The 18,190-nt window shown below is 48.8% G+C and carries 16 protein-coding genes; 12 read left to right on the top strand and 4 right to left on the bottom strand.

Features of this window, described 5'->3' with window-relative positions; all coding sequences use genetic code 11:
• The first annotated feature begins 355 nt into the window (after positions 1-355).
• The gene (locus tag ACO6VG_RS19840) at positions 356-760 is read left to right on the top strand and encodes a PPC domain-containing DNA-binding protein (protein ID WP_422138072.1); all 405 of its coding nucleotides are present in this window, start codon (positions 356-358) and stop codon (positions 758-760) included.
• On the opposite strand, the gene ACO6VG_RS19835 is transcribed toward ACO6VG_RS19840, so the two are convergent.
• The 4 genes from ACO6VG_RS19835 to ubiG all read right to left on the bottom strand — a co-directional run bounded on the left by ACO6VG_RS19835 (position 732) and on the right by ubiG (position 4,718).
• Complete coding sequence (locus tag ACO6VG_RS19835) at positions 732-2,372, bottom strand: HAD family acid phosphatase (protein WP_422133908.1); 1,641 nt, start codon at positions 2,370-2,372, stop codon at positions 732-734. The two genes, ACO6VG_RS19840 and ACO6VG_RS19835, sit on opposite strands and share 29 nt — an antisense overlap.
• A gap of 144 nt (positions 2,373-2,516) precedes the next feature.
• A complete protein-coding gene (locus ACO6VG_RS19830) occupies positions 2,517-3,290 on the bottom strand; it encodes a YciK family oxidoreductase (protein ID WP_422133907.1) in 774 nt (257 codons plus the stop codon).
• Positions 3,283-4,002 carry an HAD family hydrolase gene (locus ACO6VG_RS19825; RefSeq protein WP_422133906.1) on the bottom strand — a complete coding sequence of 240 codons (720 nt, stop codon included), beginning with the start codon at positions 4,000-4,002 and terminating at the stop codon, positions 3,283-3,285. The genes ACO6VG_RS19830 and ACO6VG_RS19825 overlap by 8 nt, the downstream gene beginning before the upstream one ends.
• 8 nt (positions 4,003-4,010) lie before the next feature.
• Positions 4,011-4,718, bottom strand: coding sequence for a bifunctional 2-polyprenyl-6-hydroxyphenol methylase/3-demethylubiquinol 3-O-methyltransferase UbiG (ubiG, locus tag ACO6VG_RS19820; RefSeq protein ID WP_422137110.1), 708 nt, complete (start codon positions 4,716-4,718; stop codon positions 4,011-4,013).
• Between the two features lie 532 nt (positions 4,719-5,250).
• On the opposite strand from ubiG, the gene gyrA reads away from it, so the two are divergent.
• The 11 genes from gyrA to ACO6VG_RS19765 all read left to right on the top strand — a co-directional run bounded on the left by gyrA (position 5,251) and on the right by ACO6VG_RS19765 (position 17,927).
• Positions 5,251-7,872 carry a DNA gyrase subunit A gene (gene gyrA / locus ACO6VG_RS19815; protein WP_422138069.1) on the top strand — a complete coding sequence of 874 codons (2,622 nt, stop codon included), beginning with the start codon at positions 5,251-5,253 and terminating at the stop codon, positions 7,870-7,872.
• Positions 7,873-8,012: 140 nt separating this feature from the next.
• A complete protein-coding gene (gene serC, locus ACO6VG_RS19810; protein ID WP_422475258.1) occupies positions 8,013-9,131 on the top strand; it encodes a 3-phosphoserine/phosphohydroxythreonine transaminase in 1,119 nt (372 codons plus the stop codon).
• A 99-nt stretch (positions 9,132-9,230) separates the two neighbouring features.
• Positions 9,231-10,316 carry a prephenate dehydratase gene (gene pheA, locus ACO6VG_RS19805; RefSeq protein WP_422133903.1) on the top strand — a complete coding sequence of 362 codons (1,086 nt, stop codon included), beginning with the start codon at positions 9,231-9,233 and terminating at the stop codon, positions 10,314-10,316.
• 110 nt (positions 10,317-10,426) lie between these two features.
• Positions 10,427-11,536 (top strand): histidinol-phosphate transaminase, encoded by a 1,110-nt coding sequence (gene hisC / locus ACO6VG_RS19800; RefSeq protein WP_422138068.1) that lies wholly within the window; start codon positions 10,427-10,429, stop codon positions 11,534-11,536.
• 114 nt (positions 11,537-11,650) lie between these two features.
• Positions 11,651-12,613 (top strand): prephenate dehydrogenase/arogenate dehydrogenase family protein, encoded by a 963-nt coding sequence (locus tag ACO6VG_RS19795; RefSeq protein WP_422138067.1) that lies wholly within the window; start codon positions 11,651-11,653, stop codon positions 12,611-12,613.
• A 173-nt stretch (positions 12,614-12,786) separates the two neighbouring features.
• Positions 12,787-13,485, top strand: a complete 699-nt coding sequence (gene cmk / locus ACO6VG_RS19790; protein ID WP_422133900.1) for a (d)CMP kinase — start codon at positions 12,787-12,789, stop codon at positions 13,483-13,485.
• A gap of 246 nt (positions 13,486-13,731) precedes the next feature.
• Positions 13,732-15,411 (top strand): 30S ribosomal protein S1, encoded by a 1,680-nt coding sequence (gene rpsA / locus ACO6VG_RS19785; RefSeq protein ID WP_317146341.1) that lies wholly within the window; start codon positions 13,732-13,734, stop codon positions 15,409-15,411.
• Positions 15,412-15,723: 312 nt separating this feature from the next.
• Positions 15,724-16,023 (top strand): integration host factor subunit beta, encoded by a 300-nt coding sequence (gene ihfB, locus ACO6VG_RS19780; RefSeq protein WP_422133899.1) that lies wholly within the window; start codon positions 15,724-15,726, stop codon positions 16,021-16,023.
• Positions 16,024-16,104: 81 nt separating this feature from the next.
• On the top strand, positions 16,105-16,425 hold the full coding sequence (locus tag ACO6VG_RS19775; RefSeq protein ID WP_422133898.1) for a lipopolysaccharide assembly protein LapA domain-containing protein: 321 nt from the start codon (positions 16,105-16,107) through the stop codon (positions 16,423-16,425).
• Positions 16,425-17,600, top strand: coding sequence for a lipopolysaccharide assembly protein LapB (lapB, locus tag ACO6VG_RS19770; RefSeq protein WP_422133897.1), 1,176 nt, complete (start codon positions 16,425-16,427; stop codon positions 17,598-17,600). Before ACO6VG_RS19775 ends, lapB begins: the two co-directional genes overlap by 1 nt.
• Positions 17,601-17,723: 123 nt before the next feature.
• Entirely contained in the window at positions 17,724-17,927 is a 204-nt protein-coding gene (locus ACO6VG_RS19765) for a hypothetical protein (RefSeq protein ID WP_422133896.1), read from the top strand.
• Positions 17,928-18,190 lie beyond the last annotated feature (263 nt).

Genomic DNA, 18,190 nt, shown 5'->3' with positions numbered 1-18,190 from the left:
GAAAACCAAACGAGTCTCGTAAAGTAGAATTGATAAGCAGTAAGAAATGCAGTAAATAATACTGTGCAAACAGAGGTAGTTAGTCAGGAAAACGGGCACTGAAATACGGGCAACTGACAATAGGGAATGCTGAACAATTTGACTAAGTAACTGGTTAGGTACTTAAAGTAAGCCCCGGGTTTTACGGCGCTTTGTCACGACCGGTTATCTGCTTGGTAGCAGAGCTTTTTAAGAGGGTGGCCCGGCTTTTCAGGGCTGCCCTTGCTCTCTGTCAGTAACCTGTTCTTTTCTGCGAGTTTGTTTTCTTTTCTGCGTTTGTTAAGCTCTTTCCTAAGGTAAAACAGATCTGGGTGTTATGAAAACGCATAGTCAACGTTTGCTTCCTGGCGATGATCTCTATTTCGAACTCCTGACCCTTGCCAAGGAATGGCCTGCAGCCTTTCTGTTATCCTGCGTGGGAAGTCTGAAAGTGTTGTCGCTCAGATTGGCCGGAGCAGAGCAGGAGAAGATACTTCAGGGCCCCTTCGAAATTCTTTCTCTTTCTGGCACCTGTTGTCCATCAGGGCTCCATTTGCATATCTGTGTGGCGGACAAGGAAGGGCGTGTTTTTGGTGGTCACTTAAAACCGGGGTCGATTATTGAAACCACAGCAGAAATAGTTGTGGGTATTCTTGACGATACCTGTTTCACCCGGGAAGCAGATGATGAAACAGGTTATCTGGAGCTGGTGGTCAAAAAGGCTTCGCAGGCCAGTTCCTGATCAATTTTCGTCTGATGTTGGCTTGCTCTTCACTCGATAAATCACCAATGTGCTTACCGGCATAATCGCTGTAGATGGTAACAAGTCGACGTGTATTTAATGGGTTGGGAATGATCATATACTGACGGCCAAACCTGTCTTTATTGGCTGCCACGGATGCTTTCAGGTCCGGGTCAAAGCCATTTTCTTCAAGGCCAAAGTCAGAGAGTGTGTCACCAATATAAAGTGCGATCTGATGTTTTTTTCTATCAACCTGTCCGCTGGTGATCGCATGTCGCTGAGAAGTTTTTGTGCAGTTCTTCAGCTCGACCTCAGTGCAGTGTTCACCTTTTAATAAAACGTGGGTTTCGTCTGCATCGGGGTAGCCAAGCTCCCTTAATTTCCTGACCGTAAGCGTTTCTATGTCTTTCTTGTTGCCCTGCCGACCAGACGACACTGGTGTTTCGGAGACATAAAAGATATCAAATCCTTTTTCCTTTGCGCCAGCAAGAAACTCGGGAGCTCCGGGGGTTGGCTTTGCATTTTTTTGTTGTTCAAGGTGCCAGTTAAACAGATTCTGTTCTGATCCTGGTGCAGGTAGGTTCAGGTCAGGATTTTGGGGGGTGTATTGTAATATGGTACCGTTGATGTTCACGACAATAGCAGGGTTCTCCATGGTTTTCTGATTCATTTTTGCCAATATTCTTGTGGATTGATTGTAAGCCTGATGCGTCAGGGCATGATAATCCGCTGATGAGTTCATCCACAGCATTGCATTAATGTTGTGCAGTGCAAATGTTGGGTCCTGTATCTGCGCGAAGTGAGAATAGTTCAGCGCATTCAATTTGGCATCGTGCTTCTCATCAGGAGACAGCTGGTTGAAGTTCACCGTCACCACAGCATGCTCCCAGCTTCCATAGACAAGGTTGGGAAAAAAGATCCAATCTTTGCCGAATCTGCTTCGGTTTTGCTGAACCCACTGTTGTCTCCTGTTGAAGTGATGGCCTTCCACATCTGCCAGATCATCCAGCTGGTCACCCAGAAGCATCAGTACGTGATAGCCCTTGTCTCTGATTTTCTGACGTTGGTTCTCTTTACTTAATGTTCTATTGTCTGTTTGCTGAAAGAGTAGATAATCAGCTCCTTTGATCGGGAATCCCAAGCGTTTTAGTTTGGCCAGGGAAAGTTCCTTGGCTTCATTAAAACGAGCGCTGACATAGAAGATGTCTATCCCCTGGTTATCAACCTCATTCAGAAAGTCTAAGGCACCGGGCAAGGCTTCCATCTTCTGATCTTTCCACCAGGCTAAAGTAGCATCGACGTTTCTTGCACCGTCGGTCCCCACCATACTTGAGAAATAGGTGGTGCCCTCGATCAAAGTGTCATCAATATCAGTCACTATCGCTGCACGCTTGCCTTTCGGTAGTTGATTCAGTGCGTTGCTGAGGTTGTCTCTGGCCATGTTAAAAGACTGGTACACCAGTGCTTCATATTCCGGTGAGTGTTGTTGCCAATTGGACGCAACGACTTTTTCTTCATTCAATTCTCTCTGGGAATAATCATCAGGACGTGCTGACAATGCAGATGTGTATGCTGCCATTATGAGCAGGATTGAAGTTTGAGCTATGGCCATGAATTCCTCTGTCTGATCGATTTATCGGCGGGCTTCGAGGATAAAATCTAGTCGAGGTTTCAGGGAAGGCGTGTTTTTTTGTAACGGGTTGTTTGCTGACAAGGTAAATAATGACCCACCGTTTAAGTGGGTCACACGGCGATGTCAGAGTGTTGCAATGTTCTCTGGATCACCCGGAAGCTGGGCATGAAAGGCTTTGCCGCTGACTGAGTGACTGTCGTCTCCCATCAGATACAGATAGACTGGCATAATATCTTCAGGCGTCGGACGACTCATCGGGTCCTCTCCGGGGTAAGCAGAAGCTCTCATGGCTGTGCGGGTGCCTCCGGGATTAATCGTGTTGACTCTTACCTGACTGAGGCCGTCCTCTTCGTCGGCCATGACCTGCATAAGCCCTTCGGTAGCAAATTTCGAAATGCTATAGGCTCCCCAGTGAGCGCGCCCTTTATGGCCAACGCTGGATGAAGTGAAGGCAATAGAACCCGATTCAGCCTTGCGGAGCAGGGGGATTAGTTCTCTGGAGAGCAGAAAGGGGGCGGTCACATTAACGTGCATGACCTCATTCCATTTGTCCAGATCGAACTGTGCAATGGTCTTGAGTTCGCCCAACAGACCTGCATTGTGCAGAAGCCCGTCCAGTCTGCCAAATTCTTTGTTCAGAGTTTCCGCCAGGTTGGCATAGTCCTGTTCAGAGGCTCCGGCGAGGTTCATGGGGTAAATAGCTGCCTGGGGCCAGCCATTTTTTTCAATCTCGTCATAGACCTGTTCAAGCTTGCTGATGGTTCTGCCCAGCAGAATGACGGTTGCGCCGTGGCGTGCAAAGGTCAGGGCTGCCGTACGGCCAATACCACTGCCTGCACCGGTGACCAGGATGATTTTGTCCCGGAGGAGGTTGTCGGGTGCGGTATATTCAAACATGCGTTGCTCTCCGTGGCAGCTGCCACTTATACTTTTCCAGCAGCGGAAGAATCTCTTCTGCGGACGAAACCTTGTAATCAGCGTGCCATTGATCCGGTGTATCTATGGGGCTGATAAAACCATAGAGTGCCGCAATAGTCACCATTCCTGCATTTCTGCCAGCCTCGATATCACGCAAATGATCACCTATATAAATGCACTTTGCCGGGTTGGCATCTGTTTGCTGGCAAGCTACCAGCAAAGCTTCCGGGTTGGGCTTGGTCTGTTTGACATGGTCTGGACAGATCAATGTTTTTGAACGCTGGCTCAAGCCAGCCTGATCCAATAAGATTTTTGCATAAGCTGAAGGTTTATTGGTGACGACTCCCCAGGGAATGGTTTTGTCATCCAGAGTATCCAGCAGCATTGGCATTCCGTCGTACAGTTTTGCAGCCTTTTCCCTGCGATCATTGTTGATATATTCATTGTATTCTTCAAGAAGCCTGGTTCTGAGGCTTTCGAGCTTCGGATCAGGTGGCTCTATACCATAGGCAAGTTGAACAAGCTTTCTTGAGCCTTCCGAAACATGGCTTCGAATCAGTTCACTATCAATCGCTGGCATATTGTCGTCTGCCAGCATTTTGTTAACGGTGAAAATAAAGTCTTCCGAGGTGTCCAGCAATGTGCCGTCCAGATCAAAAAAAATACCTTCAATGGCGTTCGTTTGGCTCATCGGGATTCTCATTGGGGCTCTGGTTTGCTGCCGTAGATCAGGTAATTAACGTCAGTGTCTGACTTCTTGAGGGAATAAACGCCAGTAAACGGGTTGAAAACCATGCCTGTCATGTCGTGTACTTCTAGATCGGTCTGGCGCATCCAGCTACAGAGTTCATGGGGTTTAATGAATTTACTGTGCTCATGTGTACCCCTGGGTAGCATTTTTAGAACATACTCGGCTCCGACAATGGCAAATAGCCAGGATTTGGTGTTGCGGTTTATCGTAGCAAAGAAGATCTTTCCGCCGGGTTTGAGCAGCTTTTCACAGGCGCGAATAACGGATGCAGGTTCGGGAACGTGTTCCAGCATTTCAAGGCAGGTGACAACATCAAAGGTGCCGGGCATCTCTTCTGCCAGCTCTTCCACCGGAATTTTACGATAATTGACTTCGACTTCACTTTCCATGCTGTGCAGGCGAGCTACAGAAAGTGGCGCGTCGCCCATGTCGATGCCAGTCACCTCTGCGCCGCGAAGTGCCATGGATTCGCTGAGAATGCCGCCACCACAGCCAACGTCCAGTACTTTTTTTCCGGCCAGACCCACTCGCTCGTCGATGTAGTTGAGGCGCAGCGGATTGATTTCGTGCAGTGGCTTGAATTCACCCTCCATGTCCCACCAACGGCTGGCCAACTCTTCAAATTTAGCAATTTCGGCTGGATCGACGTTTTGCACTGGGCGTGGTTCGTCCTGGTTTGCAGTCATAGTGTCCAGATTCTCATGCGGTTGTGTTGAATGTGCGCCGGGAAGCGGGTCTCTCTGAAAACCGCTTTATGCGAAGAATAACGCAAAAAACCAATTTCGAGAGTCGGTTGATTTCCGAAAGTAACAGCGCAGTTTGTATTCTTGTCTGCATTATACAGACAGAGTTATCAGAGTTAAGTATTCCTGTTATCCGGATACTAAAGAGTTACTATGTCGTACTTCTGTGTCATTTTTTATTCACAAATATTGTTGTCAACGCATAGACTTGCTCGCAGTAGGGCTGGCAGCTGTGGTATTATTTCCTACTTAATATGAAAAAAGTAGCCATGCCCTTTTTATCGTTAAATTCATTTCAACGCTCCTTTCTATTCAGACAGGAACTGAATGATTGCTTCCACATGGCTGCGTGTTGATTGAATTGTTCGGGTTTCCGGCCTTCCGGGTTGAGAAAGGGTGCTGACTGGTATCCGTTGGGCGCAAGCTAAAGGACGACTGGGTTTACATGACTGATATCGCCAAAGAGATTCTTCCGGTAAACATCGAAGACGAACTCAAGCAGTCCTATCTGGACTATGCCATGAGTGTCATCGTCGGGCGGGCACTGCCCGATGTACGTGACGGACTCAAGCCGGTCCATCGGCGAGTTCTCTTCGCAATGAACGAGCTGGGCAATGATTGGAATAAGCCCTACAAAAAATCAGCTCGTGTGGTGGGTGATGTGATCGGTAAATATCATCCCCACGGTGACTCTGCAGTATATGACACCATTGTTCGTATGGCTCAGCCATTCTCTCTGCGATATATGCTGGTAGACGGGCAGGGTAACTTTGGTTCCGTGGATGGTGACTCTGCAGCGGCCATGCGTTATACCGAAATCCGGATGCAGAAGATCAGTCATGACATCATGGCTGACCTGGATAAGGAAACGGTCGATTACGTGCCTAACTATGATGGCACGGAACAGATCCCTGCTGTTATGCCTACCCGCATTCCCAATCTCCTGGTGAATGGCGCTGCCGGTATTGCCGTCGGTATGGCAACCAATATACCTCCTCATAATCTGACTGAAGTGGTCAAAGGTTGTCTGGCGCTTATTGATGATGAGAGTCTGTCTGTTGATGACCTGATGGAATACATTCCGGGTCCGGATTTCCCGACGGCTGGCATTATTAATGGTCGTGCGGGCATTTTGCAGGCCTATCGAACCGGGCGTGGTCGCATCTATATTCGTGCCCGAGCGGATATTGAGCACGATGAGAAGAGAAACAAAAGTACCATCATTGTTACCGAGCTTCCTTATCAGCTGAATAAGGCCCGGCTGATTGAAAAGATCGCCGAGCTGGTTAAAGACAAGAAAATTGAGGGCATTTCCGAGCTGCGCGACGAGTCCGATAAAGACGGTATGCGGGTCGTGATTGAGCTGCGTCGTGGCGAGGTGGCTGACGTAGTACTCAACAACCTCTATGCCCAAACCCAGCTTGAAAGCGTATTTGGTATCAACAATGTTGCGCTGGTGGATGGTCAGCCAAAACTCCTGAATCTCAAGGAGATGCTGGAAGCCTTCATTCGCCACCGTCGTGAAGTGGTGACCCGCAGAACCGTTTATGAGCTGCGAAAAGCGCGTGAGCGGGGTCATTTGCTGGAAGGTCTGGCCGTAGCGCTTTCCAATATTGATCCGGTAATTGCCTTGATCAAGGATTCTCCAACGCCTGCAGAAGCTAAAGAGAAACTGGTGGCTCAAGGGTGGCAGCCCGGTCACGTGCTGGAAATGGCAGAGCGTGCCGGAGCCGATGCCTGTCGACCTGAAGAATTACCTGCAGAGTTTGGCATGAGAGAGGATGGTCTCTACTATTTGTCCCCGGCTCAGGCTCAGGCAATTATGGACATGCGTCTGCACAGACTGACTGGCCTGGAGCATGAAAAACTGCTCAGTGAATACCGCGAGCTGCTGGAAAAAATTGCCGAGTTACTACTCATTCTTTCCAGCTCTGAGCGTTTGATGGAAGTCATCCGCGAAGAGATGGAAAAAGTGGTTGAAGAGTATGGCGATGAGCGTCGCACTGAAATCACCAGTTCACGCCGGGATCTGACCGTTGAAGATCTGATTTCTGAAGAAGACATGGTCGTCACTCTGTCTCATGGTGGTTATGCAAAAACCACATCGCTCGACACCTACCAGGCACAGCGCCGTGGTGGTCGGGGTAAGTCTGCCGCTTCGGTAAAAGACGAAGATTATGTTGAACATATGTTGGTGGCCAATACCCATACCCAGATTCTTTGTTTCTCCAGCAGGGGTAAGGTCTATTGGTTGAAGGTCTATCAGATTCCGGAAGCTGGCCGTACTTCACGTGGCCGCCCAATTGTGAATATCCTGCCTCTGGAAGAGGATGAGCGGATTACGGCGATGCTGCCTGTAGAAGAGTATACCGAAGGTCACTTTGTCTTTATGGCAACGGCTGCGGGAACGGTTAAGAAGACGCCTCTGGAGCAGTTTTCCCGTCCAAGAACCAGTGGTCTGATTGCCCTGGGTCTTGATGAAGGCGATACTCTTGTGGGTGCTGAAATTACTACCGGTGAGAAACAGGTTATGCTGCTTTCCAACGCCGGAAAAGCGATCCGCTTCGAAGAGACTGACGTGCGCGCCATGGGCAGAACTGCCAGAGGTGTGCGTGGTGTCAAGTTACAGGATGCACAAAGAGTTATCTCTCTGATTATTCCCGAAAACGACACCCAGATTCTGACCGTCAGTCAGAATGGTTTCGGTAAACGTACGGCGGTAGAAGATTTCAGAATCACCGGGCGTGGTGGTCAAGGGGTTATTTCCATGCAATGTACCGATCGGAACGGTGAGCTGGTTGGTGCTATTCAGGTGCAGGATGGAGAAGAGATCATGTTGATCTCTGATCAGGGGACCCTGGTGAGAACCCGTGTCGATGAAATATCTGTCATGAGTCGTAATACCCAGGGTGTTACCCTGATCAAGGTTCAGGAAGGCGAGAAGCTGGTCGGTGTTGCCAGGGTTGAGGAGCCGGAAGAGCCAGAGTATTCAGCTGAGGGCAATGAAACCGAAGAGGCTGGGGAAGAAACCTCTCAGGCCGAACCTGATGAAGGGCAGGAAGGCTGATTCTGTATTCCATAATTTAACGCCAGCATCATGCTGGCGTTTTACTTGCCGGGATGTAATTTATCCCTGAGATGCAGGAGCAATTTCAGCGGCAGTTACGCATTTCTGAATCGACGAGTCTGGCTGTATGGGAGGATGGTATGAACAATCTATTGGCAAAAACACTGGCTGACCCAAAAGGGCATACCTATAACTTTTCGGCGGGTCCGGCGCCTTTGCCAAAGTCGGTGCTTGAGCGTGCTCGTGATGAGCTGCTGGACTACAACCGTGAAGGGGCTTCCATTATGGAAGTCAGTCACAGAGGGAAATCCTTTCTCAAAGTCGCAGAGCAGGCGGAGCAAAATCTGCGTGAGCTTTTGAAGATTCCTGAAAACTACAAGGTTCTGTTTTTACAGGGGGGTGCCCGTGGGCAGTTTGCTGCCGTCCCGCTGAATCTGAGAGGTGAGAAAAATAGCGCCGACTATGTCAATAGTGGGTACTGGGCTCAATCAGCTATCAAGGAAGCTCAGCGTTATTTGAATGTCAATGTTATTGCTGACGGTAAGGGAGCTTCATTCCATACCATGCCGGAAGAAAGTGAATGGCGCTTCAGTTCAGATGCGGCTTATGTCCATTACACGCCAAACGAAACTATTGGTGGTCTTGAATTTCCGTTTATACCGGATTCAGTGGATGTCCCGCTGGTAGCAGATATGTCATCCAATATCCTGTCCGGGCCTGTTGATGTCGGCCGTTTTGGGGTTATCTATGCCGGTGCCCAGAAAAATATTGGTCCGGCAGGATTGACAGTGGTCATCGTGCGTGACGATCTCCTGGGTCGAGGACATTCCAGTTGTCCTGCTGTTTTTGATTATCGAGTGCAGGCGGACAAGGATTCCATGTACAACACCCCGCCAACCTTTGCCTGGTATCTGGCCGGTCTGGTGTTTGAGTGGCTGAAGGAGCAGGGGGGGCTGGAGGTGATCGACCAGGTCAATGCCCGCAAATCCGGCAAGCTTTACCAGGTGATTGATGAGTCCGGTTTTTATCACAACAAGGTGGACCCTCGATGGCGTTCAAGAATGAATGTACCCTTTACACTGACTGACCCTGAGTTGGACAAAGTCTTTTTGGCAGAGTCTGAAAAGAATGGCTTTCTTTACCTTAAGGGTCACAAGGCAGTAGGCGGTATGCGGGCCAGTATTTATAATGCAGTACCGGAAGAGCATGTCGATGCGTTGATTGCTTTTATGCGTGAATTCGAAAGAAAATTTGGATAACAAATTCTTGATCCGTTGCAATCTCAATCACAAAGCTCGCAGGATTGCCAGCCGCTGATTGCACGGCTCTGGTCATTACAGTTAAACGCAGAGAACATTATGACAGATGATAAGTTGAAGGGGTTGCGGACAAAAATTGACAAACTTGACCAGGATATTCTGAAGCTGATCAGTGAGCGTGCACGCTGCGCTCAGGAAGTGGCCAGGGTCAAGCAGACTGAAGACGCTGCGGCAGTATTTTATCGCCCGGAACGTGAAGCCCAGGTTTTGCGTCGGGTGATGGAACGGAACAATGGTCCACTGGACGATGAAGAAATGGCTCGATTGTTCAGGGAGATTATGTCAGCCTGTCTGGCCCTTGAGGAGCCCGTCCGAGTGGCATTTCTTGGTCCGGAAGGCACCTTTACCCAACAGGCGGCCTTGAAGCACTTTGGCCATTCAGCGATTTCTGTCCCTATGGCAGCGATTGATGAGGTATTCAGGGAGGTGACGGCTGGAGCTGTAAGCTACGGTGTTGTGCCTGTTGAGAATTCAACGGAAGGCGTGGTCAGTCATACTCTGGACAGCTTCATGGATTCATCTCTGAAAATCTGTGGTGAAGTTGTATTGAGAATTCATCAGCACCTGCTGGTTTCTGAAAACACTCGTCGTGACAATATTACCCGTATTTACTCCCACGCCCAGTCACTGGCACAGTGTCGTAAATGGCTGGATGCTCACTGGCCAATGGCCGAAAGAGTAGCGGTCAGCTCCAATGCGGAGGCGGCCAAGCGTATCAGGGGTGAATGGAACTCTGCGGCCATTGCTGGTGATATGGCTGCTGACATTTATGGTCTGGAAAAAATCTCTGAGAAAATCGAGGATCAACCCGACAATTCCACTCGCTTCCTGATTATTGGTCATCAGGATGTGCCCGTCAGCGGTGAAGACAAAACCTCAATTGTCGTCAGCATGAGAAACCAGTCCGGTGCTCTGCATTCGATTCTTGAAGCGTTCGATGTTCATGATGTGGATCTCACCCGAGTGGAAACCCGTCCATCCCGTACCGGCATCTGGAACTATGTCTTTTTCATTGATTTTGAAGGTCATCAAGACGATCCGGTTATCCAGAAAGTGCTGGGAAAGTTGGCTGACAGAGTGAATGACCTCCGTGTTCTGGGCTCTTATCCGAAGGGTGTTCTTTAACAAAACAGCCATGCGCGATTGAAGCAATTTTTCGTCCCTGCCTCTGGAGGCTGTCTAAAAGCCCTGGTTTCAGTGTGGGGACGAGTAGATGGTGAATATACAGGTGAAACATGGGTTGTGATTTTACAAAGCTTGCCGTACCGGGAATACGTGCCCTGAATCCTTATCTTCCCGGAAAGCCTGTGGAAGAGCTGGCGCGCGAACAGGGTCTGGATGCCAGCAGTATTGTTAAGCTGGCCAGCAATGAGAATCCTCTTGGGGCGGCTCAGTCTTCTTGTGAAGCCATTGCCGCAATGATGGCCGAGCTGGCCCGATACCCGGACAGCAGTCTTTACAATCTGCGTGATACTCTCTGCAGAAAGCTGGCGGTTGATCCTGATCAGATAACCTTTGGTAACGGTTCCAATGATGTTCTGGTTCTGTTGGCGCAGTGCTACCTGAAAGAAGGATTCTCAGCCGTGTTCTCTGAATACGCCTTTGCGGTTTATCCCATTGCAGTTCAGGCGAGCGGGGCTGAAAGCATTGTGGTTCCGGCTAAAAACTGGGGGCATGATCTGGAAGCGATGGCCAAAGCGGTTCGTTCTGATACCCGTATCGTATTTCTGGCTAATCCTAATAATCCGACAGGTACCCGTTTTTCAGAAACAGAGTTGCGTGCCTTTCTGGGTAAACTAGCTGAAGGGGTTATTGTTGTTCTGGATGAAGCTTACTTTGAGTATGTCATGGAGAGTGATTACCCGGATGGTATTGCGCTGCTGAAAGAATACCCCAATCTTGTAGTGGTCAGAACATTCTCAAAAGCCTACGGTCTGGCGGGTGGTCGAATCGGTTATTCTGTTTCAAGCGCTGAAATAGCCTCTATTATCAACCGATTACGACAGCCTTTTAATGTTAATAATCTTGTTGAGGCGGCAGCGGTTGCTGTTCTTAATGACGAAGAATACCTGAACCGTTCCAGACAGGTTAACCAGGATGGAATGGCTCAGATTGAAGCGGGTCTGAAGTCCATGAATATTGATTACATTCCATCCAATGGCAACTTCATTACTTTTGATGCTGGCATGGAAGGTGTGGAGTGTTATCAGCGCTTACTCAAACAGGGCGTCATTGTTAGACCTCTTGGCAATTATGGAATGCCGGGGCACCTCCGGGTTTCCGTTGGTCTGGAAGAAGAGAACCGTCGTTTTCTGGAAGCACTGTCCGCTCTTAAACAGTCTTGAGTGATAACAGCCCTGAGCGAAATACAGCCCTGAGCGAAATACAGCCCTGTACGATAGTTATTAGTCTGAAGAGGCTGTCGCCATTTTCATTCGACAGACATTTGAAAGTGGTTTTTGAAAAAGGTTGAACGTGTAGTGATAGAGCAAAACAAGACCGGTACCCCACTGAATATTCTGGTGGTCGGGCTGGGCCTTATTGGAGGATCATTTGCAGCTTCCCTCAGAGAGTGCAGTGAAAACTTTCATCTGATGGGTTTTGATCTCAAGGGCGAAAACATCGAAGCAGCCCTTTCCCTGGGAATCGTGGCAGAAGGTTGTACAGATTTTGAATCCGCCGTCAGCAAGGCTGATGTTATCCTGCTATCAGTTCCCATGCTGGCTATGCCAAAATTACTCCGGCAACTTAAGGGTCTCGATCTCACTGACAAAGTGATGACGGATGTGGGTAGTTGCAAAGGCGTACTGGTCCAGGCTGCCCGGGAAATATTTGACTGTGTACCTGAGAATCTGGTGCCGGGTCATCCCATCGCCGGTTCCGAAAAAAGCGGAGTCACTGCTGCCAGGGCCGGACTGTTCAAGAATCATAAGGTGATCCTGACACCGCTGGAGAACACTGATACTGCCGCTTTATCCCTCGTCAGGCATCTCTGGCAATGCTGTGGTGCCCAGGTCAACGCTATGGATTTTCGGCGTCACGATGAAGTGCTGGCAATGACGAGCCATTTGCCTCATCTCCTGGCGTTTTCACTGGTGGATACGCTGGCGGGCAATCCTGAAAATCAGGATATCTTTCGTTACGCCGCCGGAGGGTTTAGAGACTTTACCCGCATTGCTGGCAGTGATCCGATCATGTGGCACGATATTGCTCTGGGTAATAGCGAGGCTATTATTTCCTCGCTGGATCAGTTTTCTGAGGGCTTGACTCATCTTCGTCAAGCCATCGTTGAGAAAGACAGCAAAGGGATACTGGCGAGTTTTGAGCGAGCCCAGTCTGCACGGCAGCACTTTGCCAGTATTCTGGAAAAAAGAGCCCGTATGAATACCCTTGATGAGAATCAGGTTGATTCCCTAAGCTGAGATTCGTATTCCGGATTGTGCCAGTGTGGTCACATCCTTAGCTAACTTCGTCAACCCGGCTTTCGATGCGGGTCTGGCGCTCTCTACAGAAGGTATTCAAGCGTGAGAGATATTGATATGTCTGCAGCGACAGAAGTAATTCTTAATTACTTCATGGATTAGAGAGTCAGTCAATGAAAACTTCTTCATATATAAGCGTGCCGGTCGTAACTATTGATGGTCCCAGCGGTTCCGGGAAAGGAACGGTTGCGGCTCTGCTGGCGAAAGAGTTTGACTGGCATCTGCTCGACAGTGGTGCTTTGTATCGACTGACGGCGCTGGCGGCCATGAATCACGGGGTGGATTTTTCCGATGAAAATTCACTGGAAGTTTTAGCAGGTCACCTGGATGTGCAATTTGAACCGGGTGCTGATGGTGAAGGTCTGAAAATCGTTCTTGAGGGTGAGCGCGTTGGCGCTAATCTGAGGACCGAAGAGGTGGGAGCCAAAGCTTCTCAGGTGGCGGCTTTGCCGGGTGTCAGGAAGGCTCTTTTGAGGCGTCAGCAGGACTTTGCAGAAGCTCCGGGTCTGGTTGCCGATGGAAGGGATATGGGAACTGTGGTATTCCCCCATGCTAACGTCAAAGTTTACCTTACAGCCAGTCCGGAAGAGCGGGCGAAACGCCGTCAAAATCAGTTGCAACAGAAAGGTATTGATGCTAGCTTTGACCAGCTTTTAGCTGACATTCTTGCCAGGGACGAGCGTGACATGAATCGCGATGTCGCCCCGCTGAAACCCGCCGATGATGCTATTGTTCTGGACAGCACCAGATTGAGTATTCAGGAAGTCTTCAGTCGTGTAGTGGATGTCATGCGACAGAATGGCCTGATCTGATTAACGTTAATCATTTCGGAACCTGCTGGTTGTTGAGGAGCTCGACAGCCTGTTTATATCGAGGTGGTCTGACCGACTTCCGGAAAGACCGGCGTGAATAGCCGTGTGGTGCAGATTGCCAGTTACAACCATACGGTGTTTTTTGAAAAACAACCCACACTGACTGGCGGTGTGGCCAGCATGCGATCGGTAGTCACTGCTTTTCTGAGGTGGTGTTGATTGAAGTGCTGATTGATAGGAATGACCATGAGCGAAAGCTTTGCTGAACTGTTTGAAGAAAGCCTGAAAGATATCGAAATGAAGCCGGGCGCTATTGTTAGCGGTCAGGTTGTCGATATCGACAGCGACTGGGTTACTGTCCACGCAGGCCTGAAGTCTGAAGGTGTTATCCCAAAAGCTCAGTTCCTGAACGAACAGGGTGAACTGACCATCGCTGTCGGCGACGAAGTTCAGGTTGCTCTTGACGCGGTTGAAGATGGTTTCGGTGAAACCCGTCTTTCCCGTGAAAAAGCCAAGCGTATGGAAGCTTGGGGCGAACTCGAAAAAGCCTTCGAAGCTGAAGAGATCGTTAAAGGTGTTATTTCCGGTAAGGTCAAGGGTGGCTTTACTGTTGACGTTAACACTATTCGTGCCTTCCTGCCTGGCTCTCTGGTTGACGTGCGTCCGGTTCGTGACACAGCTCACCTGGAAGGCAAAGAGCTGGAATTCAAGGTTATCAAGCTGGACCAGAAACGTAACAACGTAGTCGTTTCCCGTCGCAGCGTTCTAGAAGCTGAAAACAGCGCTGAGCGCGAGCAGCTGCTGGAGTCTCTGCAGGAAGGTCTGGAAGTTAAAGGTATCGTCAAGAACCTGACCGACTACGGTGCATTCGTTGATCTGGGCGGTGTTGACGGTCTGCTGCATATTACTGATATGGCCTGGAAGCGCATCAAGCATCCAAGCGAGATTGTGAACGTTGGTGACGAAATCAACGTCAAGGTTCTGAAGTTTGACCGCGACCGTAACCGCGTATCCCTGGGTCTGAAGCAGCTGGGTGAAGATCCTTGGGTGGCTATCACCAAACGCTTCCCTGAAGGTACCCGTGTTTCCGGTCGAATCACTAACCTGACCGACTACGGCTGCTTTGTTGAGCTGGAAGAAGGTGTTGAGGGTCTGGTTCACGTTTCTGAAATGGACTGGACTAACAAGAACATCCACCCATCCAAGGTGGTTGCTCTGGGTGATGAAGTTGAAGTTCAGGTTCTGGACATCGACGAAGAGCGTCGTCGTATCTCTCTGGGTATCAAGCAGTGCAAGCAGAACCCATGGGAAGAGTTCTCCGGTTCCTTCAACAAGGGCGACAAACTGGCTGGTAAGATCAAGTCTATCACTGACTTCGGTATCTTCATTGGTCTGGATGGCGGCATCGACGGTCTGGTTCACCTGTCTGATATCTCCTGGAATGAAACTGGCGAAGAAGCTGTTCGCAAGTACCGTAAAGGTGACGAAGTTGAAGCTGTTATCCTGGCGATCGACGCTGAGCGTGAGCGTATCTCTTTGGGTATCAAGCAACTGTCCGAAGATCCATTCAACTCTTTCGCTGGCCTGAATGAAAAAGGTTCCATCGTTAAGGGTGTGATCAAGGAAGTGACAGCCAAGGCAGCTACCGTAGAACTGGCTGAAGACGTTCTGGCTACTCTGAAAGCTTCTGAAATCAGTGTTGATCGCGTTGAAGACGCTACCAACGTCCTGAAAGAAGGCGAAGAAGTAGAAGCCCGCATCATCAGTATCGATCGTAAGAACCGCAATATCTCCCTGTCCATCAAGGCGAAGGATCAGGCTGAAGAGAAAGCGGCCATGAAAGAACTGCGTGCGAAGCAGGAAGACGAGACTTCCGGCCCTACCACCATCGGTGACCTGATCAAGGCTCAGATGGAAAACAAGTAATACTTGTTGGAGAAAGCTTCTGATGAAGCTTTCTTTTACCATAAAAAAAACCGCAGCCCGAGCTGCGGTTTTTTTTATGGTAATCAATAGGTTGCTTGATTTATTGAATCGGGTTGGCTAGGGTAGGAATTATCTGTAATCCCTGTCAGGTTCGGGGCTGCCTGAATTATCGGGTGTCCGGCTAATGAGATACTTGGCCGTTCCAGGCTACGACTGTTTAATGTCTTGTTTATCTCCTGATCAGGGTGCAGCGTCTGTAACGATACTGATACTTCAGTGTCACCCAAGGGTGCAGGGATAGGAAGAACGACAATGACCCGATCAGAATTGATAGAACGACTGACCGATCTGCAAGATCAGTTGTCGGTGAAGGATGTAGAGCTGGCCATCAAATCTATTCTTGAGCAGATGTCACATTCTCTTTCCTGTGGAACAAGGGTGGAAATCAGAGGGTTTGGCAGTTTTTCCCTGCACTACAGGGCTCCCAGGGTGGGGCGAAATCCCAAGACCGGTGACTCTGTTGTTCTGAATGGAAAATACGTTCCTCATTTCAAGCCGGGCAAAGATATGCGGGATCGTGTTAACAGTAGCCTTAAGAATCTGAAATCTTGATTTTTCCACTGTTGTTAAGCTCTGTTCAATTGTGACTCGGAATCGGATCGTAAATAAGTCATCACTGGAGTTTGATCGAATATGGTCTCTCATTTGAGTATCTGGCTGAAGCGGCTGGTAATACTGTTGGGCAGTCTCCTCCTGCTGATTATTCTCGTCAATTTTATTGTCGCTAACCCACAATTGGTGAGATTCGACCTGGCTGGTTTTTTATTGCCAGAAGTGAAGGTGTCTTCTGTCGTCGTTATCTCCTTCATAATGGGCGGGCTATTCGGGCTGCTGGTCTCACTGGTGGCTATGACCCGGCTGAGGTTGGCCAATGCCAGTTTTAAGCGTAAGCTGGGCCGACGTGATGCAGAAATACAAAAACTCAGAGCGAATGCCTTGCAAGGATTAACCTGATGCCCGATGTTGCACTGCTGGCGCTGATTATGGTGGCAATGCTGGCAGGATATCTTCTCGGACGTGCTGAAAAAAAGAAAAAAAAAGACCACTTCCCCGGGCGACCCCTCTCTAAAGAGTATTTTGTGGGGTTGAACTATCTGTTAAATGAGCAGACGGATGAGGCCATTGAGACCTTTATCAGAGCGCTGGATATTAATAATGATACTGTCGATACCTATCTTGCCCTGGGTAGCCTGTTTTGTCGTAAAGGAGAGGTGGATAAATCGATTCGGGTGCATCAGGATCTTTTGGCCCGACCCAGTCTGACCCCCCTTCAATCCATTCGTGTTCGGCTGGAGCTGGCCAAGGACTACATGACTGCAGGATTATTTGATCGCGCCGAAGCCATGCTGGTCGATCTTTCCAGTCAAAATCATGAATATAGAGTGGATGCGCTTGAACAACTTCTGAAAATCTATGAGAGAGAGAAAGAGTGGCAGCAGGCCGTTGAGATTGCAGAATCCCTCCGTAAATTGTCAGGTGAGCACTATGCCTCCAGGCTGGCTCATTTGTACTGTGAGTTAGCCGAAGAAAAACTGCTTCACAATGATCGATCGGGGGCCAGAAAGTTCATCAGAACAGCATTTTCCAGGGATAAGAACTGTGTCAGGGCCAGTTTGATACTGGGCCAGATAGAGATGGAGGAAGGCCGCGACAGAGAAGCCGTTAAGGCTCTCCAGAAGGTGTCCATTCAGGATAATCGTTACGTGCCACTGACTCTGGAAATGCTTGAAACTGTCTGTCACCGAAGTCATCAGCAGCGTGCTCTGGGCAGCTATCTGGCACGGTGTCTCAATGAGAAGTCGGGTACAGCTATTATATTGGCCATGACGGCTCAGTTAATGAACAGTCGTGATGAAGTGTCTGCCATGGAATTTTTAACCATTCAGTTGCGACGGCAACCTTCTCTCAGGGGGTTGAATGCCTTGATCAATATTCAGTTAAATCATTCCTCTGACCCCTCTCTGACCAGTATCAAACTGTTGAAAGAGGTCACAGACCAGATGTTGCTTGAAAAGCCTGTTTACCAGTGCTTCAGCTGTGGCTTTTCCGGCAAAGAGATGCATTGGCATTGTCCGGGTTGTGATGGCTGGGGAACTCTGGCACCCATTCAGGGCGTAGAAGGGGAGTAATATCCCCATTTGTTTGTTTTACTGAGTGTTCTTGTCTAGACCTGTTTATAGAGCCTTCTTAGTATATCTTCCAAATTTCAGGATGCAGCGTGGGAGGCAGACAGGAAGTTAAGGATGTCTCCGATGAGAAAAAGAATAATCAGTTTTACCGCAGTGACCCTGCTGGCTCTTTCTGCCCCTGTTTTTGCCGACAAAGCCCCATCTCGATTGAAAGTAAAAATGAATATTGCCACTCTTCAGGAACTGGATGAAGCCAGGGTTCAAGTGCGCCATACACTGGCAGAGAAGATTGTCGGAGACAGAGAAAATAATGGCCCCCTGAGCTGAAAGTTAAATTGATTTTCAAGATGCCACAGTATGACCATTTAATATTTTCGTACTCATTTAGCAGATATTTCTTTTTGATATTTTGAAAAAATCTATATGAATTAAAAATTAATATTTCTGAAACTACGATATTAATGAGTTCGATTGTTAATTGAAATAATTCTCATTTAGGTCTAGTATTCCGCTTGCTTTTCAATCTGTTGTTGTCTTTCCATGAACCGCCTCAGGTTACTCTTTTCACTACATCATCAGATGTATCAGGA

The sequence above is a fragment of the Endozoicomonas sp. ALB032 genome (assembly GCF_049310125.1).
GTDB lineage: Bacteria > Pseudomonadota > Gammaproteobacteria > Pseudomonadales > Endozoicomonadaceae > Endozoicomonas_A.
Note: the sequence above shows the minus strand (reverse complement) of the source record. Positions and strands in the feature narration are given on the sequence as shown.

Excerpts from the sequence above, each read along its gene's own strand:
- ACO6VG_RS19840 (WP_422138072.1), top strand. The coding sequence starts at position 356 with ATGAAAACGCATAGTCAACGTTTGCTTCCTGGCGATGATCTCTATTTC.
- ACO6VG_RS19835 (WP_422133908.1), bottom strand. The coding sequence starts at position 2,372 with ATGGCCATAGCTCAAACTTCAATCCTGCTCATAATGGCAGCATACACA.
- ACO6VG_RS19830 (WP_422133907.1), bottom strand. The coding sequence starts at position 3,290 with ATGTTTGAATATACCGCACCCGACAACCTCCTCCGGGACAAAATCATC.
- ACO6VG_RS19825 (WP_422133906.1), bottom strand. The coding sequence starts at position 4,002 with ATGAGCCAAACGAACGCCATTGAAGGTATTTTTTTTGATCTGGACGGC.
- gyrA (WP_422138069.1), top strand. The coding sequence starts at position 5,251 with ATGACTGATATCGCCAAAGAGATTCTTCCGGTAAACATCGAAGACGAA.
- serC (WP_422475258.1), top strand. The coding sequence starts at position 8,013 with ATGAACAATCTATTGGCAAAAACACTGGCTGACCCAAAAGGGCATACC.
- pheA (WP_422133903.1), top strand. The coding sequence starts at position 9,231 with ATGACAGATGATAAGTTGAAGGGGTTGCGGACAAAAATTGACAAACTT.
- hisC (WP_422138068.1), top strand. The coding sequence starts at position 10,427 with ATGGGTTGTGATTTTACAAAGCTTGCCGTACCGGGAATACGTGCCCTG.
- cmk (WP_422133900.1), top strand. The coding sequence starts at position 12,787 with ATGAAAACTTCTTCATATATAAGCGTGCCGGTCGTAACTATTGATGGT.
- rpsA (WP_317146341.1), top strand. The coding sequence starts at position 13,732 with ATGAGCGAAAGCTTTGCTGAACTGTTTGAAGAAAGCCTGAAAGATATC.
- ihfB (WP_422133899.1), top strand. The coding sequence starts at position 15,724 with ATGACCCGATCAGAATTGATAGAACGACTGACCGATCTGCAAGATCAG.
- ACO6VG_RS19775 (WP_422133898.1), top strand. The coding sequence starts at position 16,105 with ATGGTCTCTCATTTGAGTATCTGGCTGAAGCGGCTGGTAATACTGTTG.
- lapB (WP_422133897.1), top strand. The coding sequence starts at position 16,425 with ATGCCCGATGTTGCACTGCTGGCGCTGATTATGGTGGCAATGCTGGCA.
- ACO6VG_RS19765 (WP_422133896.1), top strand. The coding sequence starts at position 17,724 with ATGAGAAAAAGAATAATCAGTTTTACCGCAGTGACCCTGCTGGCTCTT.